General features: G+C 71.5%; 24 protein-coding genes. 10 read left to right on the forward strand and 14 right to left on the reverse strand.

Annotated elements, in window-relative coordinates; genetic code table 11:
- Positions 1-112 precede the first annotated feature (112 nt).
- A complete protein-coding gene (locus HNR22_RS22570; protein ID WP_179782021.1) occupies positions 113-1,588 on the forward strand; it encodes a M17 family peptidase N-terminal domain-containing protein in 1,476 nt (491 codons plus the stop codon).
- Between the two features lie 5 nt (positions 1,589-1,593).
- Here the strand turns inward: HNR22_RS22570 and HNR22_RS22575 are convergent, their stop codons facing one another.
- On the reverse strand, positions 1,594-2,163 hold the full coding sequence (locus HNR22_RS22575; protein WP_088952177.1) for an O-methyltransferase: 570 nt from the start codon (positions 2,161-2,163) through the stop codon (positions 1,594-1,596).
- Between the two features lie 299 nt (positions 2,164-2,462).
- Between HNR22_RS22575 and HNR22_RS22580 the strand changes: the two genes are divergently transcribed.
- Positions 2,463-4,037 (forward strand): S1C family serine protease, encoded by a 1,575-nt coding sequence (locus HNR22_RS22580; RefSeq protein WP_425488110.1) that lies wholly within the window; start codon positions 2,463-2,465, stop codon positions 4,035-4,037.
- A gap of 76 nt (positions 4,038-4,113) precedes the next feature.
- A complete protein-coding gene (locus HNR22_RS22585; RefSeq protein ID WP_088951365.1) occupies positions 4,114-4,536 on the forward strand; it encodes a twin-arginine translocase TatA/TatE family subunit in 423 nt (140 codons plus the stop codon).
- A 668-nt stretch (positions 4,537-5,204) separates the two neighbouring features.
- Here the strand turns inward: HNR22_RS22585 and HNR22_RS22590 are convergent.
- From HNR22_RS22590 to HNR22_RS22600, 3 genes are all read right to left on the reverse strand, one after another.
- Positions 5,205-6,353 carry an Mrp/NBP35 family ATP-binding protein gene (locus HNR22_RS22590; protein ID WP_179782022.1) on the reverse strand — a complete coding sequence of 383 codons (1,149 nt, stop codon included), beginning with the start codon at positions 6,351-6,353 and terminating at the stop codon, positions 5,205-5,207.
- 76 nt (positions 6,354-6,429) lie between these two features.
- On the reverse strand, positions 6,430-7,080 hold the full coding sequence (locus tag HNR22_RS22595) for a DUF1003 domain-containing protein (protein WP_179782023.1): 651 nt from the start codon (positions 7,078-7,080) through the stop codon (positions 6,430-6,432).
- Complete coding sequence (locus HNR22_RS22600; protein WP_179782024.1) at positions 7,073-8,359, reverse strand: magnesium transporter MgtE N-terminal domain-containing protein; 1,287 nt, start codon at positions 8,357-8,359, stop codon at positions 7,073-7,075. The genes HNR22_RS22595 and HNR22_RS22600 overlap by 8 nt, the downstream gene beginning before the upstream one ends.
- Positions 8,360-8,392: 33 nt before the next feature.
- Between HNR22_RS22600 and HNR22_RS22605 the strand changes: the two genes are divergently transcribed.
- Both HNR22_RS22605 and HNR22_RS22610 read left to right on the forward strand, forming a co-directional pair.
- On the forward strand, positions 8,393-9,262 hold the full coding sequence (locus tag HNR22_RS22605; RefSeq protein ID WP_179782025.1) for a PhzF family phenazine biosynthesis protein: 870 nt from the start codon (positions 8,393-8,395) through the stop codon (positions 9,260-9,262).
- Positions 9,263-9,320: 58 nt separating this feature from the next.
- A complete protein-coding gene (locus HNR22_RS22610; RefSeq protein ID WP_088951370.1) occupies positions 9,321-9,830 on the forward strand; it encodes a hypothetical protein in 510 nt (169 codons plus the stop codon).
- 8 nt (positions 9,831-9,838) lie between these two features.
- Here the strand turns inward: HNR22_RS22610 and HNR22_RS22615 are convergent, their stop codons facing one another.
- On the reverse strand, positions 9,839-10,558 hold the full coding sequence (locus HNR22_RS22615) for an HAD family hydrolase (RefSeq protein ID WP_179782026.1): 720 nt from the start codon (positions 10,556-10,558) through the stop codon (positions 9,839-9,841).
- 106 nt (positions 10,559-10,664) lie between these two features.
- Between HNR22_RS22615 and HNR22_RS22620 the strand changes: the two genes are divergently transcribed.
- Entirely contained in the window at positions 10,665-11,624 is a 960-nt protein-coding gene (locus HNR22_RS22620; protein WP_179782027.1) for an EamA family transporter, read from the forward strand.
- A gap of 11 nt (positions 11,625-11,635) precedes the next feature.
- Here HNR22_RS22620 and HNR22_RS22625 read toward each other — a convergent pair whose 3' ends face one another.
- The gene (locus HNR22_RS22625; protein WP_238646495.1) at positions 11,636-11,911 is read right to left on the reverse strand and encodes a hypothetical protein; all 276 of its coding nucleotides are present in this window, start codon (positions 11,909-11,911) and stop codon (positions 11,636-11,638) included.
- 10 nt (positions 11,912-11,921) lie between these two features.
- Positions 11,922-12,746 carry an SDR family NAD(P)-dependent oxidoreductase gene (locus HNR22_RS22630; RefSeq protein ID WP_179783680.1) on the reverse strand — a complete coding sequence of 275 codons (825 nt, stop codon included), beginning with the start codon at positions 12,744-12,746 and terminating at the stop codon, positions 11,922-11,924.
- 128 nt (positions 12,747-12,874) lie between these two features.
- Here HNR22_RS22630 and HNR22_RS22635 point away from each other — a divergent pair, with 128 nt between their 5' ends.
- Positions 12,875-13,831: an HpcH/HpaI aldolase/citrate lyase family protein gene (locus HNR22_RS22635; RefSeq protein WP_179782028.1), complete on the forward strand. Its 957-nt coding sequence runs from the start codon at positions 12,875-12,877 to the stop codon at positions 13,829-13,831.
- A gap of 46 nt (positions 13,832-13,877) precedes the next feature.
- On the opposite strand, the gene HNR22_RS22640 is transcribed toward HNR22_RS22635, so the two are convergent.
- A complete protein-coding gene (locus HNR22_RS22640) occupies positions 13,878-14,414 on the reverse strand; it encodes a DUF4190 domain-containing protein (protein ID WP_179782029.1) in 537 nt (178 codons plus the stop codon).
- Between the two features lie 117 nt (positions 14,415-14,531).
- Between HNR22_RS22640 and HNR22_RS22645 the strand changes: the two genes are divergently transcribed.
- Positions 14,532-15,437: an SDR family NAD(P)-dependent oxidoreductase gene (locus tag HNR22_RS22645; RefSeq protein ID WP_141907811.1), complete on the forward strand. Its 906-nt coding sequence runs from the start codon at positions 14,532-14,534 to the stop codon at positions 15,435-15,437.
- Between the two features lie 28 nt (positions 15,438-15,465).
- Here the strand turns inward: HNR22_RS22645 and HNR22_RS22650 are convergent, their stop codons facing one another.
- Positions 15,466-16,005, reverse strand: a complete 540-nt coding sequence (locus tag HNR22_RS22650) for a DUF4190 domain-containing protein (protein WP_179782030.1) — start codon at positions 16,003-16,005, stop codon at positions 15,466-15,468.
- Between the two features lie 177 nt (positions 16,006-16,182).
- Here HNR22_RS22650 and HNR22_RS22655 point away from each other — a divergent pair, with 177 nt between their 5' ends.
- Complete coding sequence (locus HNR22_RS22655) at positions 16,183-17,379, forward strand: acyl-CoA dehydrogenase family protein (protein WP_179782031.1); 1,197 nt, start codon at positions 16,183-16,185, stop codon at positions 17,377-17,379.
- A gap of 48 nt (positions 17,380-17,427) precedes the next feature.
- Here HNR22_RS22655 and HNR22_RS22660 read toward each other — a convergent pair whose 3' ends face one another.
- Complete coding sequence (locus HNR22_RS22660) at positions 17,428-17,835, reverse strand: CoA-binding protein (protein ID WP_179782032.1); 408 nt, start codon at positions 17,833-17,835, stop codon at positions 17,428-17,430.
- A gap of 24 nt (positions 17,836-17,859) precedes the next feature.
- Positions 17,860-19,926: an intein-containing Rv2578c family radical SAM protein gene (locus HNR22_RS22665; protein ID WP_179782033.1), complete on the reverse strand. Its 2,067-nt coding sequence runs from the start codon at positions 19,924-19,926 to the stop codon at positions 17,860-17,862.
- 92 nt (positions 19,927-20,018) lie between these two features.
- Here HNR22_RS22665 and HNR22_RS22670 point away from each other — a divergent pair, with 92 nt between their 5' ends.
- Complete coding sequence (locus tag HNR22_RS22670) at positions 20,019-20,438, forward strand: thiol-disulfide oxidoreductase DCC family protein (protein WP_179782034.1); 420 nt, start codon at positions 20,019-20,021, stop codon at positions 20,436-20,438.
- On the opposite strand, the gene HNR22_RS22675 is transcribed toward HNR22_RS22670, so the two are convergent.
- The 3 genes from HNR22_RS22675 to trxA form a co-directional block, all read right to left on the reverse strand.
- A complete protein-coding gene (locus tag HNR22_RS22675; protein ID WP_179782035.1) occupies positions 20,402-21,337 on the reverse strand; it encodes an HTTM domain-containing protein in 936 nt (311 codons plus the stop codon). The genes HNR22_RS22670 and HNR22_RS22675 overlap by 37 nt on opposite strands.
- On the reverse strand, positions 21,334-21,774 hold the full coding sequence (locus tag HNR22_RS22680; RefSeq protein WP_179782036.1) for a hypothetical protein: 441 nt from the start codon (positions 21,772-21,774) through the stop codon (positions 21,334-21,336). Before HNR22_RS22680 ends, HNR22_RS22675 begins: the two co-directional genes overlap by 4 nt.
- Before the next feature lie 151 nt (positions 21,775-21,925).
- The gene (trxA, locus tag HNR22_RS22685; RefSeq protein ID WP_030329190.1) at positions 21,926-22,288 is read right to left on the reverse strand and encodes a thioredoxin; all 363 of its coding nucleotides are present in this window, start codon (positions 22,286-22,288) and stop codon (positions 21,926-21,928) included.
- Positions 22,289-22,676: the final 388 nt, after the last annotated feature.

Consider the following 22,676-nt stretch of genomic DNA (forward strand, 5'->3'; position numbering starts at 1 on the left):
CGGAGCGTTCTTGCGACCCTGAGCCACCGGTAACGCCGGTGGCTCAGGGTCTTCATCAGCGCGGGCGGGCTCGGTTCCGCTCCGCGACACTTTCCTGGAGGTACGGTCCCGCGTGCTCGCCATCCGTCTGATCGCCGAGCCCGACCGGCTCGACGTGCTCGTCCTGCCTGTTCGTACCGCCGACGCGGCAGCGGGAGGTGACGCCTCGGCCGAGCCCGTTTCGACCGCCGTGGCACCCCCGGACGGCACGGCCGACGAGGCCGCCGCGCTGGTGCCGGCGGCCCGACTGAGCGGACGGGCCGGTGAGATCCACACCCAGCTCCGCCCCGGGCGTACTCCCGGCCGGCTGCTGCTGCTCGGCATCGGTGACGGCGACGAGGCGGCCTGGCGGACGGCTGGCGCGGCCCTGGCTCGGTCCGCTGCGGATGAGATCCATATCACCATCGCGTTGCCGGCCGACGTGACTCCGGCCGACGTCCGCGGGTTCACCGAGGGGCTGCTGCTCGGCCCGTACCGGTTCCGGATGACCGAGGCCGGCACCGCACCGGCGCTCAGCAGCGTCGATCTGCTGCTCCCCGACCCGGGTGCGTTCGAGGCCATCGTCACCACGGCCCAGACCACTGCGGCGATGACCCACCTCGCCCGTGACCTGACCAACACCCCCAGCTCGCTGAAGAACCCGCAGTGGTTCGCCGAGCAGGTGGCCTCCGCCGCAGCCGACCTGCCGGACCTGCGGCTGCGGGTCCGTGGCCCGGACGAACTGGCCGCCGAGGGCTTCGGCGGCATCCTCGCCGTCGGCGGCGGCTCGGCCAGCGGCCCCCGACTCGTCGAACTGGACTGGCACCCCGCCGACGCGCGTACGCACGTGGTGCTGATCGGCAAGGGCATCACCTTCGACACCGGCGGCATCTCGATCAAGCCGGTGCCGGCGATGAAACTGATGCGCAAGGACATGGCCGGCGCGGCCGCAGTCGTCGCCGCCACCCTGGGCGCCGCCACGCTGCGGTTGCCGGTCCGGATCACCACGCTGGCCCCGCTCGCCGAAAACATGGTCAGCGGCTCCGCGTTCCGCCCCGGCGACGTCGTCCGGCACTACGGCGGCACGACCAGCGAGACGACCAACTCCGACGCCGAGGGCCGGCTGGTCCTTGCCGACGCCCTCGCGTACGCGGTGCAGCAGCTCAAGCCGGACCTGCTGCTCGACCTGGCCACCCTCACCGGTGCCAACGCTGTCGCCCTGGGCAAGCGCACCGCCGCCCTGTACAGCGAGAACGACCAGCTGGCCGCCGACGTGCGGGCCGCGGCCGAAGCGGCCGGCGAGTCGGTGTGGCGGATGCCGCTGCACGGTGACTACGTCGAATACCTGGGCAGCGAGATCGCCGACCTCTACAGCGCGCCGGCACAGGGTGCCGGCTCGGTGCTGGCCGCCCTCTACCTGCGTGAGTTCACCGGCGACCTACGCGACCGCTGGCTGCACCTGGACATGTCGGCCCCGTCCTGGGCGGACGGCGACCACGCCGAGGTCAGCCGAGGCGCCACCGGCTGGGGCGTCCGGTGGTTGCTGCGCTGGCTGGCCAGCGTCGACTGACCAGGTCAGCACTTCACCGCGGCGAGCACCCCGTGGCCGACCGGAAGCAGAGCGGGGATCCAGTGCTCCGACTCCCGGACCGCCTTGATCGTCTCGCGGACGGTCACCGTCTCCGCGTCCCGAGCCGCCGGGTCGCCGATCCGGCCACCGGCCAGCACACCGTTGAGCGCGAGCACGCCCCCCGGGCGCAACAGCCGCAGCGCCGCCTCCACGCAGGCGTGGAAGCCGGTCGCCTCCGCGTCCACGAAGACCAGGTCGTACGCGCCGTCGGCGAGCCGGGGCAGCACGTCCAGCGCGCGACCGGTGATGATCCGCGTACGGCCGGCGGCGAAGCCCGCCTCGGCGAAGATCCGTCGCGCGATCCGCTGGTGCTCCACCTCCACGTCGATGGTGGTGAGCACGCCGTCGGCGCGCATGCCGCGGAGCAGCCAGACGCCGCTCACCCCGGTGCCGGTGCCGATCTCCACCACGGCGCGGGCGTTGCCGGCAGCGGCCAGCAGCCGCAGCGCCGCCCCCGCGCCGGGGGTGACCGCGTCGAGGCCCACCTCCCGGGCCAGGCTGCGAGCGGTGCGCAGAACGAGATCCTCGGTGACGTACGACTCGGCGAACTGTTGAGCCTGTGCCGTCGAACTGCCGGAACCGGCGACCGTGGCGATGGGGCACCTCCGGGGGCGGTGCGTGGTGCGGGGGCGGGTTGGCACTGTGAGCGTAGAGGCGACCGTCATGAGGCGCAGCCGCGCCTCCGCCTGTTGCGATCACCGGCGCAAGCGGTGACTCCATCGCGGGCATCCGTGCAATCCTGGAGGCGGTATCCCGTCAGCCGCGACCGAACCGGCCCGTGGCCGGGCGACGCGGCGCGGGATCCGGGGACGGACTGGGAGGCACCGACGTGACCGACGGCTGGGACTGGCGCCGGGGCGGTGAGACCCCGGCGGGACCGCCCGGGGCAGGGACCCCTCCGGCGGGATCGCCCACCACGCCGGGGGCTGGCAACGTGCCCATCGTGCCGGCAGCCGGCGGGCCGGCACCGGGGCACCCGCCGACGACGCCCGGGGCTGCTGTGCCGACGGTCGGGCCCTCGCCGAGCTGGCCCGCACCTGGCACGTACGGCCCGGCCGGGGCGTCGTCCTGGCCCGCACCTGGCACGTACGGCCCGGCCGGGGCCTCGCCCTGGCCCGCACCTGGTACGTCCGGCTCGGTTGGGGCGTCGCCGAGCTGGCCTGGACCCGGCACGTCCGGCACCGTCGGGGCGTCGCCCTGGTGGTCGGACGCGCTTGCCGATCCGTGGCGGGACCCAGCGGCGCCGACCGCGGTGGTGGTGCCCGGCGTGGTGGCGGCCGGCACCGAGCCCGAGGCAGTCACCGACCCGGACGCGCCGGGCCGACCGACATTGCGTCACCTGCTGCTCATCCCCGTACTCACCGCTCTGCTGGCCGGCACCCTCGGCGGCGCGCTCGGCTACGCGTTCGCGGTGCGCGGCGGGGCCGGCGGGACGGTGCTCGGCGGCGCGCCGGCGGAAGCCCCGGCACTGGCCCAGCGCAAGCCGGAGTCACTGGCCGGTGTCGCCGAGCGGGTCCTGCCCAGCGTGGTCACCGTGCGGGTGAGCAGCCTCGGCGGCACCAGTGAGGGCTCCGGCTTCATCGCCACCGCCGACGGCCATGTGATCACCAACGACCATGTGGTGGCCGGCGGCACCGGCAAAGCCTCGGTGGTCTTCAACGACGGCAGCACCGCGCCGGCGACCATCGTCGGTCAGGACCCGGAATCGGACATCGCGGTGATCAAGGTGAGTCGTCCCGGCCTGCGTGCGGTGGAGTTCGGGGACTCCGACGCGCTGGCCGTCGGCGACCCGGTGCTCGCCATGGGCTCACCGCTCTCGCTGGCCAACACGGTCACCGCCGGCATCGTGAGTGCCCTGGACCGGACGATGCAGGCCGGTGAACCGGGTGGGCCGGTGCGCTACTACGCGGCGATCCAGACCGACGCCGCAGTCAACCACGGCAACTCCGGCGGGCCGTTGGTCGACGGCGCCGGGCGGGTGGTCGGGGTCAACTCCACCATCAAGTCACTGGTCGCCGAGGGGCAGGAGGCCGGCAACATCGGCCTCGCCTTCGCCATCCCGATCAACCAGGCCAAGCGGGTGACCCAGGACATCATCGGCACCGGCAAGGCCCGGCGTACGGTGATCGGCGCCCGCGTGGACGGCCCGACCGGAGCTCTCGGGGGTGGCCTGCGGCTGGCGCAGGTGGAGCCGTCCGGCCCGGCGGACGGCGCCGGGTTGAAGGTCGGCGACGTGATCCTCAAAATCAACGGCCGGCCGATGACCGAGCCGACGGACCTGACCGCGCTGGTACGCAAGTACGCGCCGGGATCGGTGGTGACCGTCGAGTTCCGGCGGGGCTCCGACCGGCAGAACACCTCGGTAACTCTCGCCGCGGACGCGAAGTGAACAGCGGCTCACCCCTTGCCCGAACGCCTCCCGGCGTGCGTAGTCTTGCTGCTGACGCCGAGAGGAGGCCAGCGGGATGCTCGACAACCTGAACTGGTGGGAAATCGGAGCGCTGCTGCTCCTGGCGCTGCTGATCTTCGGTGACCGGCTGCCCGCAGTCATCACCGACGGCCTGCGGCTGGTGCGCAACCTGCGCAACATGGCCCGCAACGCCACCGGTGACCTGAGTCGCGAGCTGGGCACCGACATCCAGCTGGAGGACCTGCACCCGAAGGCGTTCATTCGCAAGCACCTCCTCAGCGAGGAGGACGAGGCGGCGATCCGTAAGCCGCTGCAGGGCGTCTACGACAACCTGCGCGCGGACGTCAGCAGCGTGCACGACGACCTCAAGGACGTGGCCAGCTCTGCGGACCTGCGGTCGGACGGCGCCCGGCCCGGCACGGCCACCACCAGCCCCTCGGCGCCGGCCCCCCGCGTCAGCTACGACGACGCCACCTGACCGACCCGCGCTCGGCTCGGCCTGCGCTCGGCTCGGCCTGCGCTCGGCTCGGCCTGCGCTCGGCGCGGCCTGCGCTCGGCTCGGCCTGCGCTCGGCTCGGCCTGCGCTCGGCTCGGCCTGCGCTCGGCTCGGCCTGCGCTCGGCTCGGCCTGCGCTCGTGCTCGCGCGGCCTGCCCCTCGCCTTGATCAGCTCGGGTTTCAGGAAACCGGCCTTTAACCGGCGCGTGATACCCCGACTTCCTGAAACCCGAGTTGACCATGCCCCGCGCGGCCGTACTGGCTATGTGGTCGTGCGGCTCGCACCGCGTGGCCCCCTCCAGACTGGCCCGGCGCTCGTGCGGTCCGGCGCTCGCCTTGGTCAACTCGGGTTTCAGAAAGTCGGCCTATCAAACGGCGTGTGATACCCCGACTTCCTGAAACCCGAGTTGACCACGCGGTCATGCCGGCCACGCGGTCATGCCGGCCACGCGGTCATGCCGGCCACGCCGTCATGCCGGCCACGCCGTCATGCCGGCCACGCCGTCATGCCGGCCACGCCGTCATGCCGGCCACGCGGCCACGCGGGCCGTGCCGGCCACGCCGACCGCGTCCTGGCTGGACCACCTATCCGCGGACACGACTCAGCCCGCCGGCCAACAGCGGTCGACGGGCTGGCGGTGTCGTGGTGGTCAGCGCCCGGCGGGCTTGAGGCCGAGCGGCTTGCCGAGCAGCGACTCACGGCGCAGCGCGAGCCGGTCGGCGACGGAGTTGAGCGCCTGCGCGGCCGGGGACTCCGGCTCGGCCAGCACGATCGGGTTGCCCGCGTCACCGGCTTCGCGGACCCGGGTGTCCAGCGGGATCTGCCCGAGCAGCGGCACCTGCGCGCCGATGGTCCGGCTCAGCGACTCGGCGACGGCCGTGCCACCCCCGGCACCGAAGATCTCCATCCGTGAGCCGTCCGGAAGCTCCAGCCAGGACATGTTCTCGATGACGCCAACCACTCGCTGGTGGGTCTGCAGGGCGATCGCACCGGCCCGTTCGGCCACCTCGGCGGCGGCGGTCTGTGGGGTGGTGACGATCAGGATCTCCGAGTTGGGGAGCAGTTGGGCCAGTGAGATGGCCACGTCACCAGTGCCCGGGGGCAGGTCGAGCAGGAGCACGTCCAGGTCGCCCCAGTAGACGTCGGCCAGGAACTGCTGCAACGCCCGGTGCAGCATCGGGCCGCGCCACACCACTGCGGCGTTGCCGGAGGTGAACATGCCGATGGAGATCACCTTCACGCCGTGCGACTGCGGCGGCATGATCATGTCTTCGACGCGGGTGGGCCGCGCCTCCGTGCCGAGCATCCGGGGCACCGAGTGGCCGTAGATGTCCGCGTCGACGACGCCGACGGAGAGCCCGCGGGCGGCGAGGGCCGCTGCCAGGTTGACAGTCACGCTGGACTTGCCGACGCCACCCTTGCCGCTGGCGACCGCGTACACCCGGGTGCGCGAGCCGGGCTGGGCGAACGGGATGACGGGCTCCTCGGTGGCGCCTCCGCCGCGCAGCTGCGACTGCAACGACTGCCGCTGCTCGGGGCTCATCACACCGAAGTCGATCTCGACTCCGGTGACGCCGGGCACGGCGGCGACCGCGGTGGTGATGTCCGTACGCAGCTTGTCCTTGAGCGGGCAGCCGGCGACGGTGAGCAGGAGCTCGACGCGTACGACGCCGCTGGCAGCGATCGTGGCGGAGCGGACCATGCCCAGCTCGGTGATGGGCCGGCGGATCTCCGGGTCGTTGACGGTGGCCAGGGCGGCCTGGATCGCGTCCTCGACGGTGCTCACGGGTGCTGACATGCCCGCAATGCTACGTCGCGGGGCATCCGCTGCCGCCGCTGGCCGGGGCGGTGTGAGCCAATCGATGACCCGTTGATCAGCTGTCCGCTGGGCGCGGCCCGGTGCCGTCCGGCCGGGCGTCCCGGGCGAAGTCGCCGTCCAGGTCGTCGCGTGGTTCGTCCAGGCCGACACCGTCGGTCGGTCGCCTGCCGCGCTTCTCCTGCCGGATGTCCTTGTCCTGCTGGCGGCGTTCCAGCCGTTGCCGGCGCTGCCCCGCCTCGTCCAACTCCTCGGCCAGCCGGGCCAGCTCGGAGCGGAGGAAGTCGCGGGTGGCCACCTCACCCAACGCGATCCGCAGGGCGGCGATCTCCCTCGCCAGGTACTCGGTGTCCGCCTTCTGCGCGGTGGCTCGCCGCCGGTCCTCCTCCAGGGCCACGCGGTCGCGGTCGGCCTGCCGGTTCTGGGCCAGCAGGATCAGCGGCGCCGCGTAGCTGGCCTGCAACGACAGCACCAGCGTCAGGAACGTGAAGGTGTACGGGTCGAAGCGCAGGTCCACCGGAGCCAACGTGTTCCAGACGAACCAGATCGCGATCACCACCGTCATGACGACGATGAAGTTCGCGGTGCCCATGCCCCGGGCGATGCCCTCGGACCACCGGCCGAAGGCCTCCGCGTCGAACCGGGGCAGCTTGATGCCCCGGGGCTCGCGTGGCTGGTCGAGCCGTTCGTTCCGCCGCTGCTCAGCCATCCGTGCCGTCCAGCCCCGCGTCGGTGGTGCCCGGGCCGGTCAGGGCGTCGCGGTCCCGCCAGTCCCGAGGCAGCGAGTGGTCCAGCACGTCGTCCACGGTCACGGCGCCGACCAGCCGGTTGCTCCGGTCGATCACCGGCATGGCGACCAGGTCGTAGGTGGCCATCCGACGGGTGATCTCCGGTAACGGGGTGGTGGGGCGCAGCGGGTCGATGTCGTTGACCACCACCTTGCCCAACAGGTCGGCCGGCGGTTCACGCAGCAGCGCCTGGAAGTGCACCATGCCCAGGTAGCGGCCTGTCGGGGTGATCTGCGGCGCCCGGGTCACGAAGACCTGCGCGGCGACGGCGGGGGAGAGCTGTGGCTCCCGGATCCGGGCCAGCGCCTCGGCGACGGTGGCGTCCGGCGGCAGGATGACCGGCTCCGAGGTCATCACACTGCCCGCCGTGCCGGGCGTGTATTTCAGGAGCTGACGCACCGGGTCGGCCTCGTCCGGCTCCATGAGGTCCAGCAGCACGTCCTGCTCCGGTGGGGGCAGCTCGTTGAGCAGGTCCGCGGCGTCGTCCGGGTCCATCTCCTCCAGGACGTCGGCGGCCCGCTCCCGGTCGAGGGCGGCGAGGATCTCCACCTGGTCGTGCTCGGGCAGCTCGCTGAGCACGTCGGCCAGCCGCTCGTCGTCCAGCGCGGCAGCGACCTCGTTGCGCCGGGCGTCGGGCAGGTCCTGAAGCGCGTTTGCCAGGTCGGCCGGGCGCATGTCCTCCAGGACGGCGAGCAGGTTGGCCGTACCCCGGTTGTCGGCGATGCCGCTGAGCCCCCGAACCCGGTCCCACTCGACCTGGTGCAGGTGGCCGCGGCGGCTGAGCCGACCGGTCTGCTCCCGTACGGCGACGCGGGTCAGCGACCACTCGCCGCCTCGGCTGCACTCCATCGCGACGTCCACGACGGCGCCGGGCTGGCCGCCCGGGTCGAGCTGTACCCGTCGGTCCAGCAGTTCCTGGAGCACCAGCAGCTCGTTCGGGCGCTTCTCGAACCGGCGCAGGTTGAGGGTGCCGGAGCCCAGCACGACGGCGTCCGCGTCGATGGAGGTGATCCGGTTGATGGACAGGAAGATCCGACGGCGCATCGGCATCTCGGCGACGAGGCCCACCACCTCCGGGGGCCGTTTGGTCGCCCGCAGCCGTGCCACGGCGTCACGAACCCGGCCCACCTGGTCACCGTTCGGGTCGAAGACGGCGACTCCGGCGAGACGGGCGATGTAGACCCGGGTCGGCGTGCTCACGGGCACCAGCCTAAGCGCCTAGTGTTTATCAACATGTCGACCTTGGCCTACGAGATCGTGGACGTCTTCACCGACCGCCCGTTCGCCGGCAACCCGCTGGCTGTGGTGTTCGGCGCTGAGGCGCTGGCCACCGAGCAGATGCAGGCACTCGCGCTGGAGTTCAACCTGTCCGAGACGGTGTTCGTGCTGCCACCTACCCAGGCCGGCGTCACCTACCGGGCCCGGATCTTCACCCCGGTGGAGGAGTTGCCGTTCGCCGGGCACCCGAGCGTCGGCGCGGCGGTCACCGCCAGCCGGCGGGGCATGTTCGGTGTGGGGCAGGTCACCCAGGAGTGCGGGGCCGGGGTGCTGCCGATCGAGGTGAGCGCGTCGGGGGCAACGCTGACCGGGGGCACGCCGACTCTCGGGCCGGAGTTGGACCCGGAGCCGTTGCTGGAGATCGCCGGGCTGGTCGCGGACGACCACATCGGGCCCGCTCCCCGCGTCGCCGGCTGCGGTCTGGAGTTCCCGTACCTCCCGGTGCGTCCGGAGTCGGTGGCCCGCGCGCGGGTGAACGCGACGGCGGCGCAGCGTTATGGGGTGTCGCACGTCAGCGTCTTCTCCTGGGACGCCGTCACGCAAACCGCGCACGCCCGGGTCTTCGTGCCGGGGATGGGTGTCCCGGAGGACCCGGCGACCGGCTCGGCGGCCCTCGGCCTCGGTGTCTGGCTGGTGGCGAGCGGTCTGCTGCCGGCCGAGGGGCTGTCCCGTTACGCGGTCCGTCAGGGTGTGGAGATCAACCGCCCGTCCTCGCTTGCCTGCACGGTCACCGCGGCGAACGGTGTGGCGGTCGGCGCGACCGTCGCCGGTCAGGTGATGCCGGTGGCGCGCGGTGAGATCGCGGTGCCGCCGTTCGTGGGCTGACCACACCAAAGCGGCGGCGGCCTACACGTCAGCGGCCGAGGTGCGGCAGGATGCGAGGGTGACTGACGACGCGCGTGGATCGACGCCGCTGGTCGACGAGGCGATGAAGAAGGCTGCAGTGGCCTGGGTCAGCGTTTCCGGTGGGCCGGCGCTCGCGCTCTGGTGCGCCCCACTGGAGGGCGCTCTCCTGGTGGTCAGCGGGCCGGGCGAGCAGGCAGCGCCGGGTCTGGCCGACGCCACCGAGGCGCAGGTCTCCCTGCGTGGCGACCACGGTGGTCGGATCGTCACCTGGTCGGCCCAGGTGAGCCGGGTGCAGCCGGGCACCGAGGCGTGGGACACCACCGCGCCGCTGGTGGCGGCGAAGCGTCTCAACGCGCCCGGCCCGACCGCTGACCTGGTGGCCCGATGGGCCGCCGACGGATGCGCGGTCAACCGGCTCACCCCGGCCGGAACGCCGCTGGCCGGCGCGGACCTGCCGGCCGACGCGCAGGCCGAGCCGCCTCGACCCACCCCGGCCGTCCGGGCCACCCGCAAGCCGTTCCGTCTGCACCGGGTGCGTCGCCGCTGATCGGGGCGTCAACCCGCCCGGCCACCGGCGCCCACCACCTCGGCGTCGACGTCGACGAGGGCGAGCACCTCGCGCAGGGTGCCGAGTGTGGGGCCGCGCCAGTCCAGGTCGGCGTTGAACACCATGTGCGTGGCCAGGTCCGCCGCGGCGAGCCGAACCGCGGTCATTCCGGCCCGCTCGGCGCCGGTCAACTCCTGGCTGCCGCCGTCACCGACGTACAGGCAGTCGCCCGGGGCGAGCCCGAGCCGCTGGCAGGCGGTCAGGTAGAGCGCCGGGTCCGGCTTGCACCGTCCGACCTGTACCGAGAAGACCCGCACGTCGAGCAGCCGGGCGACCGCGAGCTGTGGCAGGAAGGCCGGCAGCTCGTGCGTACAGTCGCTGATCACGCCGGTGCGCAGGCCGCGCTGGCGTAGGGCCGCCAGCACCGGCACGGCGTCGGCCCGCAGCCAGGTGTCCGCGCGGACCGCCCGGTGCCGGGATGCCACGGCCGCGCGCACCGCGGTGTCGCTCGGGTGTACGCCGGCCTGGGCGCACACCCACCGAAGGGTCGCCTCCGCGTTGCCGAGTCGACCGGTGGCCCGCTCGTAGTACGTGCGGTCCAGCACCTCGGTCAACGTGTCGGTGTCACATCCGAGCAGCTCGGCGGTGTCGGCGTGCGCGACACCGCGCTGCACCGAACGGGTGAGGGTGCCGAAGAAATCGAACAGCACCGCCTGGTAGGTGGGCATGGGGGAGCGCCTCCGGGCGGTCGGGGGTTGGCGGCGCGGACCCGCGTGATCGTAACGGAGTGATGACCGTGCGTGTTGTCCGTCATACGTGTGAGGATTACGTCCCGTGTCCCCACCTTCACCCCGGCCGTCCCTGGATCCGCTGACCACCGGCGCGGTCGGTCTGGCCGTGGTCGCCGTGTCGTCGTCCGCGCCACTGATCGCATACGCCGCCGCACCCGCGCTGGCCATCGCGTTCTGGCGCAACCTGCTCGCGGTGGCCGTGCTGACCCCCTTCGCGCTGGCCCGCCGTCGCGCCGAGTTCCGCAGGCTGACCACCGGCGTGGGCCGGCGGGAGGGACTGTTCTGCATCCTGTCCGGGGTCGCGCTGGCCGGCCACTTCGCGACCTGGGTGCCGAGCGCCCAGCTCACCTCGGTCGCCACGTCCACCGCCCTGGTCGCCACCCAGCCCGTCTGGCAGGGGCTGATCGCGCGCGCCCAGGGGCGTGGACTGCCCCGGATCGTGTGGATCGGCATCGCGGTGGCGGTCGGCGGCGCCGCGATCGCCACCGGGGTGGACGTGGGGGTCTCCGGCAGGGCCGTCCTCGGCGACGTGCTGGCGTTGACCGGCGGCATGTTCGCCGCCGTCTACACCGCCTTCGGTGAGCGGGCACGGGCCAGCATCAGCACCACCACCTACACCACCATCTGCTACGGGATCTGTTCACTGCTCCTGCTGGTCATGTGCCTGATCGGCGGCGTACGGCTGACCGGGTTCGACGGTCGGACCTGGCTGGCCATCCTCGCCCTGGTGGTCGGCGCCCAACTGCTCGGGCACTCGATGTTCAACTACGCGCTGAAGAAGATCCCGGCGACCACGGTGAGCGTGCTGATCCTGCTGGAGGCGCCCGGCGCCGCCCTGCTCGGTTGGGCCTGGCTGGGTCAGGTTCCCCGCCCGTACGCGCTGCTCGGGATGGCGCTGCTGCTGGCCGGGGTGGCGGTGGTGGTGCTCGGCGGCGCCCGGGCCGGCCGCCGAGCCGCGCCGCCCACCCCGTTGCCCGCCGACGCCGAACCGCTGAGGGACTGAGTGAGACCTGTCTAGACCTCGTGGACCTCGATGACCCGGGTGGTCGGTGCGGTCTCGCCGAGAGCGGCGCGCAGCGCGGCCCGTTCCGGATCGACGAGGAACGACTCGTAGCCGGCGCGGGCGTCGAACCGGATCACGTGCACCTCGGTCTGCCCGTCGGTGCCACGCAGCCGCCGTTCCAGCTGGCCGCCGTGCCGCCCGAGAAAGGCCAGCACGGCGTCCTCGTAGCGTTGCCCGGCGGCCTCGGCCCCGGATGCGTACTCGACCAGTGCGACGAGAGTGAGCATGGCGGCCACGCTACCCAGCGATGCCGACCGCCTTCGCGCTCACCTCCCAGAGTCGGGCGGCGAGCCGCGGATCGCTGGCCTTGCGGTACGGCCGACGCGGGCGGCGGTCGGCGTAGTAGCCGCCGTTGGCCAGCCGGGAGCGGTCCTGGTTGGCCAGCCACACCAGGGTCTCGGCGCCCTTCTCCGGGCTGCGGAACGGCATGAACCGCATGCCGAACGCGACCACCCTGCTGTCGTTGCCGAACCTCGTGCGCACCACCCCCGGGTGGAAGCAGTACGCGGACATCTCCGGCCAGCGTCGGGCCGCCTCGGCGGTGAACAGGATGTTCGCCTGCTTGCTGGTGCCGTACGCGCCGGTCGGCCGGTAGCCGCGCAGTGGCGCGTTCAGGTCGTCCGGGTCGAGCGCGCCGAAGCGGTGCGCACCGGAGGCGGTCACCACGATCCGGCCCACCCGGTCGGCGAGCAGGTTGGTCAGCAGGAACGGGGCCAGGTGGTTGGCCTGGATCGACATCTCGAAGCCGTCGACGGTGGTGAGTGGTTGCAGCGCGATGGCACCGGCGTTGTTGGCGAGCACGTCGATCCGGTCGTACGCGGCCCGCAACTGCTCGGCGAGCCGGCGCACGTCGTCGAGGACCGCGAAGTCGGCTCGGAACAACTCCGGACGCTCGCCCGAGTTCTCCCGTACCCGCTCCGCTGCGGCCTGGAGGCGCGCCGGGTCCCGCCCGACCAGCACGACCTGGTCACCGCGGCAGGCCAGGTGCACGGCGGCGGCCAACCCGATGCCGGAGCTGGCCCCGGTCACCACCACCAGTCGACGCCCAGTGAGATCTTCCACAGGTCCATTCACCCCGGTCATGGCGCGAGGTTACCGTGGCGTCACAACGCCCTTTGGGATCGTTAAGTTCTCAACTCTGTCGTCAGGTGGCGTCGGCATGCCCGCCGGACGCTGGAAGGAGCGCATCCATGGCCGCAGTCGGTCGCCCCCGCAGGTCCTGCCTCGCCGTACCGGGTTCCAGCGTCAAGATGCTCGGCAAGGCGCAGGGCCTTCCGGCCGACCAGGTCTTCCTCGACCTGGAGGACGCCGTCGCGCCGCTGGCCAAACCGGACGCGCGCAAGAACATCGTGGCCGCGCTCAACGAGGGGGACTGGGCCGGGAAGACCCGCGTGGTCCGCGTCAACGACCTGACCACCCCGTGGACCTACCGGGATGTCATCGACGTCGTCGAGGGCGCCGGCGCGAACCTGGACTGCATCATGCTGCCGAAGGTGCAGACGGCCGCCCAGGTGCAGTGGCTGGACCTGACGCTCACCCAGATCGAGAAGACGCTCGGCCTGGAGGTCGGCCGGATCGGCATCGAGGCGCAGATCGAGAACGCCGCCGGGCTGGTCAACGTGGACGCGATCGCCGCCGCCTCGCCGCGCGTGGAGACCATCATCTTCGGGCCGGCCGACTTCATGGCGTCGATCAACATGAAGTCCCTGGTGGTCGGCGCGCTGATCCCGGACTACCCGGGCGACCCGTACCACTACATCCTCATGCGGATCCTGATGGCCGCCCGGATGCACGACAAGCAGGCCATCGACGGCCCCTTCCTGCAGATCCGGGACGTCGACGGGTTCCGCGAGGTGGCCAAGCGCTCGGCGGCGCTGGGCTTCGACGGCAAGTGGGTGCTGCACCCGGGTCAGATCGACGCCGCCAACGAGGTCTACCAGCCGGCGCAGGCCGACTACGACCACGCCGAGCTGATCCTCGACGCGTACGAGCACTACACCTCGGAGGCCGGCGGCAAGCTGGGCGCCGTGATGCTCGGCGACGAGATGATCGATGAGGCGTCCCGCAAGATGGCGCTCGTGGTCGCCGCGAAGGGCCGGGCCGCCGGAATGAGCCGTACGTCGTCGTTCACCCCACCTGGCGAGTGAACGGCCGAGCCGCCCCCGGGTCGCATCCGGGGGCGGCTCGTCGAACTCAGTAGGTGCTGCTCTCGAAGCTGGACGGGTCCTGGTTCGCGGCCCAGACGATGAAGATCACGATGACGATGGTGGCCAGCACCGCCAGTGCGGTGGCGACCCAGCCGACGATGATGCCGGCGGTGGCGAAGCCCTCGCCGCCCTCGCCGCGCTCCCTGATCTGCTTACGGGACACGTGGCCGAGGATCGCGCCGATCGCGCCGATGTAGCCACCGAGGCCGTAGCCGCAGAGGCCGAGGGCGCCGATGATCGAGACGACCATCGCGGCGATGGCCAGGCCGTTCTGCTTCGGCGCGGGCGGGTACCCGTAACCCGGGTAGCCAGGCGGCGGGTAACCGGGCGTGGCCGCGTACGGGCCGGGCTGGGTCGGTATCTGCGGCGCGCCGCCCGCGTACGGGTCGGTCGGCGCGTAAGGGTTGACTGCGATCGGCTGGGTGGGTGCGGGTTGACTGCTCACCGGGAGGGTGGGGTCGCCGGCCTGCTGTCCCGACCACGCCGGGTCGTGCCAGCCGCCAGAGGGCGGGGGGTTGGTCATGCGATCTCTCCGTCAGGTCGGGTGCGCCGTCAGGGTAGCCAGGGGTGACCAAAACCGTTGCCCCCGCTCCCGGGTGCCGCGTTGCTTCGGGCCGGTCGTAACGGGCAGGATCTCGACATGGCATTCGACGCGCGCGCCGCGGACCGCTCCGGCAGCCGACCCAGACGGGACGTCAGCCGCCCGGGCGGGGCTCGACGTGCCCGCGCGGCCACGCCGGCCGGCGGCCCCGGCCCCGACGAGCCGGTCGCGCTGGCCGACCCGGTGACCATGCGGCTCGACGGGCGGGTCGCCCTGGTGACCGGCGCGGGCAGCCCGGACGGCATCGGGTACGCGACGGCACGCCGACTCGCCGACCTGGGCGCCCGGGTGGCCATCGTCTCCACCACCCGGCGCATCCACGAACGCGCTGGCGAGCTGGGGGTGACCGGCTTCGTCGCGGACCTGACCGACGAGTCGGAGGTCGGCGCGCTGGCCGACGCGGTCGCCGAGCAGTTGGGCGACGTCGAGGTGCTGGTCAACAATGCCGGCCTGGCCAGCCGGGCCAGCCAGGGGGTGCTGCGGCCGGTCGCCCAGCTGACCTACGACGAGTGGCGCGGCGAGATCGACCGCAACCTGTCCACCGCGTTCCTGTGCAGTCGGGCGTTCATCGGGGGGATGGCCGAGCGGGGCTGGGGTCGGATCGTCAACCTGTCGGCCACCGCCGGCCCGGTCAACGCCCTGCCCACCGAGGCCGCGTACGCCGCGGCGAAGGCCGGCGTCGTCGGGCTGACCCGGGCCCTGGCGATGGAGATGATCGCCGACGGCGTGACCGTGAACGCGGTCGCACCGGGCACCATCTACACCGCGGCGTCCACGATGGCTGAGATCAAGCAGGGGCTGGGCACGCCGGTGGGTCGACCGGGCACTCCGGACGAGGTCGCCGCCGCGATCAGCTTCCTCTGCTCGCCGGCCGCCTCGTACATCACCGGCCAGATGCTGGTGGTGGACGGCGGCAACAGCGTCCGCGAGGCCCGGTTCCGCTGACCGCGGTCGGCGCCGGTTTGGCCGGCGGTCAGTAGCCGCCGCTGTCGCCGGTGTTGCCCAGGGCCACGAGGGCCAGCCAGCCGCAGCACGCCAGCAGGGTGAGCCCGGTGAAGACGTAGCCGAGGATCAACCCCCAGGTGGCGAGCTGGTCACCCTCCTCGCCGCTGGTGCGGATCTGCCGCTTGGCCACGTGGCCGAGGACGGCACCGGCCGGCGGAAACACGAAGGCGAACACCAGCGACAGGATCGCGAGCACGTTGGTGCCCCGACCCGGCCCGGAGGGCGGTGGGCCGTACTGACCGTAGGGGCCCTGCGGGGGGTACGGCGGCTGCTGGCTCCAGTGCCCCGACTGGTGCGGCCCCTGCTGCCCGTACGGCGACGGATCGTCCGCAGGTGGCCCGTACGGTGAGCGTTCCGCCGGCAGCTCGAACGCTGGCTGGTCCGGTTGTGGCGCGTACGGCGGCTGGCCGGCCGGCGGCGGCGCGTACGGCGACTGGTCCCGGGGTGGCTCGTAGGGTGACGGTGGCTGCTCGTCTGATGGTGGGCCCGACGGCGGCGGGTAGCTCACAGCTGTCCTCCTCCTGCCGGTGCCGGAAAAGTCCCTCTTGCCGGACGCTACCCGCAGCGGTGAACCTTTTCACAGCGGTTGTGTGGACTGGTCACCTTGGCCTCGTCGGCTCCGGAGACCGATACTGACCCAGCGTTCAGTTACCCATGAGTAGTGCGCGGATCCCCGGAGGCTGTGATGGCTCGACTCGCCCAGACGCCCGGCCTGACCGATGTGCAACAGTCGATCCTGGAGACCGTTCGGGACTTCGCCGACAAGGAGATCATTCCGCACGCCCAGCGGCTGGAGCACGCCGACGAGTACCCCACCGACATCCTCGACGGCATGCGCGAGATGGGCCTGTTCGGCCTCACCATCGATGAGGAGTTCGGCGGCTTGGGCGAGTCGCTGCTGACCTACGCGCTGGTGGTGGAGCAACTGTCCCGGGGCTGGATGTCGATCTCCGGCATCGTCAACACCCACTTCATCGTGGCGTACCTGATCTCTCAGCACGGCTCGGCCGAGCAGAAGGCCCGCCTCCTGCCGAGGATGGCCACCGGCGAGGTGCGCGGAGCGTTCTCCATGTCCGAGCCGGAGACCGGCTCCGACGTCTCGGCGATCAAGTCCCGGGCCGTCCGCGACGGCGACAACTACGTGCTCAACGGCCAGAAGATGTGGCTGACCAACGGGGCGTACTCCTCGGTGGTGGCCACCCTGGTCAAGACCGACACCGGCGCCGAGTCGGTCTACGGCAACATGAGCACCTTCCTGCTGGAGAAGGAGCCGGGCTTCGGCGAGACCGCCCCCGGCCTCACCATCCCCGGCAAGATCGAAAAGATGGGCTACAAGGGCGTCGAGACCACCGAGATGGTCCTCGACGGGGTGACCGTTCCCGACTCCGCGATCCTCGGTGGCGCCGACAAGGTGGGCCGAGGCTTCTACCAGATGATGGACGGCATCGAGGTGGGCCGGGTCAACGTGGCCGCCCGCGCCTGCGGCATCTCCATCCGCGCCTTCGAGTTGGCGGTCAGCTACGCCCAGCAGCGCAAGACGTTCGGCCAGCCGCTCGCCAAGCACCAGGCGATCGCCTTCAAGCTCGCCGAGATGGGTACGAAGATCGAGGCCGCGCACGCCCTCATGGTCAACGCCGCACGCCTCAAGGACGCCGGCCAGCGCAACGACGTGGAGGCCGGGATGGCCAAGCTGCTCGCCTCCGAATACTGCGCCGAGGTCGTCCAGGAGGCGTTCCGCATCCACGGCGGCTACGGCTACTCCAAGGAGTACGAGATCGAGCGGCTGATGCGGGAGGCCCCGTTCCTGCTCATCGGCGAGGGCACCTCGGAGATCCAGAAGACCATCATCTCCCGCGGCCTGCTCAAGGAGTACAAGCTCTGATCCGCGCCTGCATGATCGGCGTGGCGCGGGGGCGGGGCGGAGTTCGGGTTAGGCGAGGCGGGTGAGGCCGGCGGCGGCGCGTTCGACGATGAGACAGCGGTCTTCGACGTAGTCCATGCCGGCCTCCTCGGCGATCCGCCGCGCCTCGGCCGAGACGATGCCCAGTTGTAGCCATACCGCCGGGGCACCAATGGCCGCCGCGTCCCGGACCACCTGCACGGCGTCGGCCGCCGGCCGGAACACGTCCACCAGGTCGACCGGGTGCGGGATTTCGGCCAGCGACTTGTACGCCCGCTCCCCGAACAGTTCGTCGACTGTCGGGTTGACCGGGATGATGCGCCACCCGTGCTGCTGCATCTGCAACGGCACGCCGTGCGCGGCCTTCAACGGGTCGCGGGACGCACCCACGACGGCGATCACGGCGGAGTCGGCGAGGATCTGCGAAGCGGTACGCACCCGCCGACTGTAGCTCTGCGCCGACTAGAGCAGAGTCAACTGCTCTGCCGCCGGCGGTGGCGGCGGCTCGGGCAGGCTGCGGTTGTCGCCCCGTTCGCCGCGGTGCAGCCCGTGCCGGCGTGCCGCGATCCGCACCCGGGCGGTCAACTCCCGCTGGTACGCCTGCGGGGCGTACGCACCGGCCCGGTAGAGCTCGCGATAGCGGGGCACGAGGTGCGGGTGCTCCCGGGCGAGCCAGTGCGCGTACCACTCCCGGGCGCCGGAACGCAGGTGCAGGGGCAGGGCGGTCACGCTGGTCGCGCCGGCTGCGGCGATCGCCGACACGGTGGCGTCGATCGACTCGTCGCTGTCGCTGAGGCCAGGCAGGATCGGGGCCATCAGCACCCCTACGGAGAAGCCGGCGTCGGTGAGCGCCCGGACCGCGTCCAGCCGGCGGCGAGGATGCGGCGTGCCCGGCTCGACGGAACGCCAGAGCTGCTCGTCGACGAACCCCACCGAGAAGGAGATGCCCACTGTGGTGACCTCGGCGGCCTGACGCAGCAGGGGCAGGTCGCGAAGGATCAGCGTGCCCTTGGTGAGGATCGAGAACGGGTTGGCGAAGTCCCGCAGGGCCGCGATGATCTGCGGCATCAGCCGGTAGCGGCCCTCGGCCCGCTGGTAGCAGTCGACGTTGGTGCCCATCGCCACGTGCGCGCCCCGCCACTTCGGCGCGGCCAACTCGCGCCGGACCAGCTCACCGGCGTTGACCTTGACGATCACCTTCCGGTCGAAGTCCGCACCGGCATCGAGATCGAGGTACGTGTGCGTGTTGCGGGCAAAGCAGTTGTGGCTCACCACCCCGTCGGCGATGAAGTCCCCGGTGCCGGTGGTGATGTCCCAGAGCGGCAGCTCCAGCCCGAGCGCCTGAATGTCGACAACCCTGAGGTCCGCCTTGCACTTCAGTGCGGCGCCCTCGATCGAGCGCTTCCTGGTGATGGCCGGGTCGGTCAGGTGGAAGAACCGAAGCCGGGCGGGAAGACCCCCGGTCAATCTGACCTCCCGCACACGGTTGGGTCGCCCGGGGTCTTCGAGCACGCAGGTGAACCCGAACCGGCGCAGCGCCTCCGTCGTCTGGTCGAGGATCGCGTCGTCGCTGTTGCTGATGCGCAGGATGCCCCTGCTGCAGCTGCCCTCGGCGTCGAAGATGCCTGCCAGGAAGCCGAGCCGCCATTCGTCGCTGGGACTGACCGGCCATTGGATCAGCCCGGTGATCCTCTCGATGTTCCGCTGTTTGGAGGTGCGAATGGCAGACAGGGCTTGGCGGGTAGCGCTGGCCGGTGTGAACGAGAAGCGCTTCGTTTCGATGCCCTCCTGGGCAAGGTAACGCTCACTCCTGCTCAACGCCTCGTCGTCGACCAGCGCCAGGCGGAACCGATGCACAACCCCGTAGGAGTACGAGAAGGTGCCGAGATGTGCGTCCCCCCGGACCATGCCGCAGAGGTAGCCCCGACGGTAGTCGGGTGACTCCTTCGGCCCGGCTGCGAAACGGCCCGTGCCGATCAGGCGATTGTTGGTGGTCAGGTAGGGGCGCTGACCGGCGCCCTGCATCGTCCCGGTGACGTACTTCCAGCCACGATCCGAGAGGAACCGGTGGTCACCGCTGGCGATGAGCGTGGTGCCGTCCGTCAAGGTGACCCGGTACGCAGGCTTCACGGTGGACCATTTGTCCAGCACGGTGGTGACGACGTATCGGCGGTATGCGCCGCGTCGCTCGGTCCCATAGATGCGGTCGCCGGGCTCCAGCTCGCTGATCGGCTTCGTGCGGCCGTCCGCCATCAGGATCGGGGTGTCACCGCCCAGGCAGTAAACACACGCATGAGAACAGCCACGGTACGGGTTGACGGTCCACTCGAAGGGCACGCGGGACTGACCGGGCACGCGGTTGAGGACGGACTTGGCCTGCACCTCGTAGAAGGTCATCCCGGCGAACTCAGGGGTGTCGAAGGTGCGGGCAATGGCGCCGGGCAGCGCCAGCGGCAGGGGTGGCGTCGCTGGCGCTGCCCGCTCGGGGTCTCCCTCGACCGGGGGAGCGGTGAGGTTGTCCCAGCGCATGGGCACTATTCGAACACGTGTACTAGCAACGCGCAAGTGACCCGCCGGACACCAGTGAGTGATCGGCGGTCCGGCGGGGGAGGATGGACGGCATGGAGACGTCGACCTTCGTCTACGACGGTGACTGCGCGTTCTGCACGACCTGTGCGGAGTTCATCGAACGCCGGATCCCCACCACGGCGCGGGTGGTGCCCTGGCAGTTCACCGATCTGGACGCGCTCGGCCTGACCGTGGCCGAGTGCGAGGAGGCCGTGCAGTGGGTCGGGGCGGACGGCGCACGTGCCGCCGGTCCGGATGCCATCGCGAAGCTGCTCGCCGACAGTGGCCTGGTCTGGCGGATCGCCGGGGCGGGCCTGCGGTTCCCGCCGGTGCGCGCCGGGGCCTGGCCGGTGTACCGCTGGGTGGCGCGCAACCGGCACCGCCTGCCGGGCGGCACGGCGGCCTGTGCACTGCCGCAGGAAGCCCGTGAGCGGCTCTACGGCCCGGCGGGACGCCCGACGACCGGGGCCTGATCGCCGAGCGGCGACGACGCCGCACTGGCGCCAACCCGGGTCTGATCAGGTGGTGTCGACCTGGGCGCGGTGGGACCACGGCCGATGAGCCGGCGCGCCCAGACCAGCGGGCGGACCCGCTCCAGCGGCAGGAAGCTGGTCATCGCGGCCAGGTGTGGCGCGAACGAGATCGTGATGGTCGCGATGGTGACCACGTGGAACGAGTAGAAGAAACCGACCATGGCGTGTCGCCAGCGCGGTGGCAGGAAGAAGACCACCGGGCTGAGCAGCTCGAACGCCACGATGCCGAACTGGGCGACGATCAGCAGGTACGGCACCTGGGCGATCAGGTCCGCCAGGTCGGTGCCGCGCCGGATGATCGCCCGGGCCAGGACCGAGCCGGTCAGCCAGTCCAGGCCGCCGAAGCGCAGCTTGGCGAAGGCGGCCAGGAAGTACGTGCAGATCACCGCGATCTGGGTGACGCGGAGGGCCCAGCCGCCGGCCTCGGTGCGGGTGGCGTCGCCGTGCCGGGCCCGGCCGGCGGTGGGCAGCACGGCCAGCGCGACGAGCAGCCCGAACCGGTCGTGGTCGACCTTGCCGTAGCTCATCGCGATGATCATCCACTCCAGGTACAGCGCGCAGACCGCCCAGCCGAGCACGCGGGGTGCCCGTCCGGTCGCGGCGAGGAGTGCGAGCGCCAGCAACAACCAGAAGATCACCGCCACCAGCGTCGCCGTCGGCGTCGGTAGGGGGAGCAGGCGGCCGATCAGCAGCGGCTGGTAGAGGTCGCCGGGCACGCTGACCCGGGTGCGCACCCAGGGGGTGAAGATCACCAGGTCGGCGGCGACGAAGAGGTAGATCACGGTCCGGAAGGCGGCCACCCGGCCCCGGGGCACGGCCTCGGTCAACCAGCGGGTCATCGGGTTGCCTGCCAGCGGACGACGGTCTGGTCGGTGTGCTGCCCGGTCGGTCGACCGGCGCGGATGCCGTGCCAGCGGATGACGATGCGGACCTCGACCAGCGCGGGGGCGTCGGGGTGGCGTTCGGCGTACGCGTCGGCGACCTCGGTGAGCAGCGTCGGGTCGGCGGCGTACCGGGCCTGCTGACCCTCGATCTCGGCGCGACGGATGCCCGTCGCGTCCTGGTCGAGGTCGATGACCGCCCCGGAGCTGTTCACCCCCTCGACGCGGGTGTCCGGTGCGGGGGCGTTCGGCGGATTCGAGGTGGAGTACATCCGGAACGGGCCGAACGGGAAGTCGTCGTCGCTGCCCCAGAAGGTGCCGACGAGCAGCAGGGCGAGGCCGAGTGCGGTCGCGCCGAGCCGGGTCACGCGCCCGCGGGTGGTCAGGGTCTCCATCGGGTCGTGACGATACGGGATGTACCGGCTGCCCCGGGTCCCACCGACGGCCACTTCGGCCTGCCCAGGAAGGTGATCATGCGCGCGCCTCCGGTACGACGAAGGCCGGGCCCGCACCGGGCCCGGCCTCGCGTGTCGCCGTGTGGGCGACTCAGTGGTTGTGCTCGGCCAGCTGCTTACGGACGTCGTCCATGTCCAGCGCCTCGACCTGCTCGATCAGGTTCTCGAGTGCGGACTCGGGAAGGGCGCCCGGCTGGGCGAAGACGATGACGCCGTCGCGGATCGCCATGATCGTCGGGATCGACCGGATGTCGAACTTGGCGCCCAGCTCCTGCTGGGCCTCCGTGTCGACCTTGCCGAACACGATGTTCTGGTGCTTTTCCGAGGAGCGCTCGTAGACCGGGGCGAACCGCTTGCACGGACCACACCAGTCGGCCCAGAAGTCGACCAGGACGATGCCGTCGTTGCCGGTCACCTCGTCGAAGTTCGCCGAGGTCAGCTCAACGGTTGCCATTGCACTCTCCGATCACCGCGGTTTGTCTACGTCCCGTAGAACCAGGGCTGACCGTATCGAATTCCCGGGCGGTCGGGCACGAAACGTCTCCGTGCTGGCAGGGGACCTGAGGGTCATCGACCAACGTCTGTCTGTCCCGGCCTGCGGAACGCAAATGCACGACGCACTTGCGTGACCAGCGGTGATGGGAGCGTTTCCAGGGAGATCCACCCGATTGAGCAGTACGAATCGGTAACTTGAGCCTTGACAAGCAGGTATCCGGCCTGCAGAGATCGCTGATCACCCTCCGAACCGTCACTGAGAGTAGTGTTACAAAAAGATAAATGTGACGCCGATCTCTGTCGAACCTACGCTGTCGTAGGGCACACTTCTCGGCATCAGAGCGTGG

Source organism: Micromonospora jinlongensis (genome assembly GCF_013410645.1).
GTDB lineage: Bacteria > Actinomycetota > Actinomycetes > Mycobacteriales > Micromonosporaceae > Micromonospora > Micromonospora zamorensis.

Coding starts and splice junctions, on each gene's coding strand:
- HNR22_RS22585 (WP_088951365.1), top strand. CDS start 4,114: ATGCTCGACAACCTGAACTGGTGGGAAATCGGAGCGCTGCTGCTCCTG.
- HNR22_RS22590 (WP_179782022.1), bottom strand. CDS start 6,353: ATGTCAGCACCCGTGAGCACCGTCGAGGACGCGATCCAGGCCGCCCTG.
- HNR22_RS22595 (WP_179782023.1), bottom strand. CDS start 7,080: ATGGCTGAGCAGCGGCGGAACGAACGGCTCGACCAGCCACGCGAGCCC.
- HNR22_RS22605 (WP_179782025.1), top strand. CDS start 8,393: ATGTCGACCTTGGCCTACGAGATCGTGGACGTCTTCACCGACCGCCCG.
- HNR22_RS22615 (WP_179782026.1), bottom strand. CDS start 10,558: ATGCCCACCTACCAGGCGGTGCTGTTCGATTTCTTCGGCACCCTCACC.
- HNR22_RS22625 (WP_238646495.1), bottom strand. CDS start 11,911: ATGCTCACTCTCGTCGCACTGGTCGAGTACGCATCCGGGGCCGAGGCC.
- HNR22_RS22635 (WP_179782028.1), top strand. CDS start 12,875: ATGGCCGCAGTCGGTCGCCCCCGCAGGTCCTGCCTCGCCGTACCGGGT.
- HNR22_RS22640 (WP_179782029.1), bottom strand. CDS start 14,414: ATGACCAACCCCCCGCCCTCTGGCGGCTGGCACGACCCGGCGTGGTCG.
- HNR22_RS22645 (WP_141907811.1), top strand. CDS start 14,532: ATGGCATTCGACGCGCGCGCCGCGGACCGCTCCGGCAGCCGACCCAGA.
- HNR22_RS22655 (WP_179782031.1), top strand. CDS start 16,183: ATGGCTCGACTCGCCCAGACGCCCGGCCTGACCGATGTGCAACAGTCG.
- HNR22_RS22665 (WP_179782033.1), bottom strand. CDS start 19,926: ATGCGCTGGGACAACCTCACCGCTCCCCCGGTCGAGGGAGACCCCGAG.
- HNR22_RS22670 (WP_179782034.1), top strand. CDS start 20,019: ATGGAGACGTCGACCTTCGTCTACGACGGTGACTGCGCGTTCTGCACG.
- HNR22_RS22675 (WP_179782035.1), bottom strand. CDS start 21,337: ATGACCCGCTGGTTGACCGAGGCCGTGCCCCGGGGCCGGGTGGCCGCC.
- HNR22_RS22680 (WP_179782036.1), bottom strand. CDS start 21,774: ATGGAGACCCTGACCACCCGCGGGCGCGTGACCCGGCTCGGCGCGACC.
- trxA (WP_030329190.1), bottom strand. CDS start 22,288: ATGGCAACCGTTGAGCTGACCTCGGCGAACTTCGACGAGGTGACCGGC.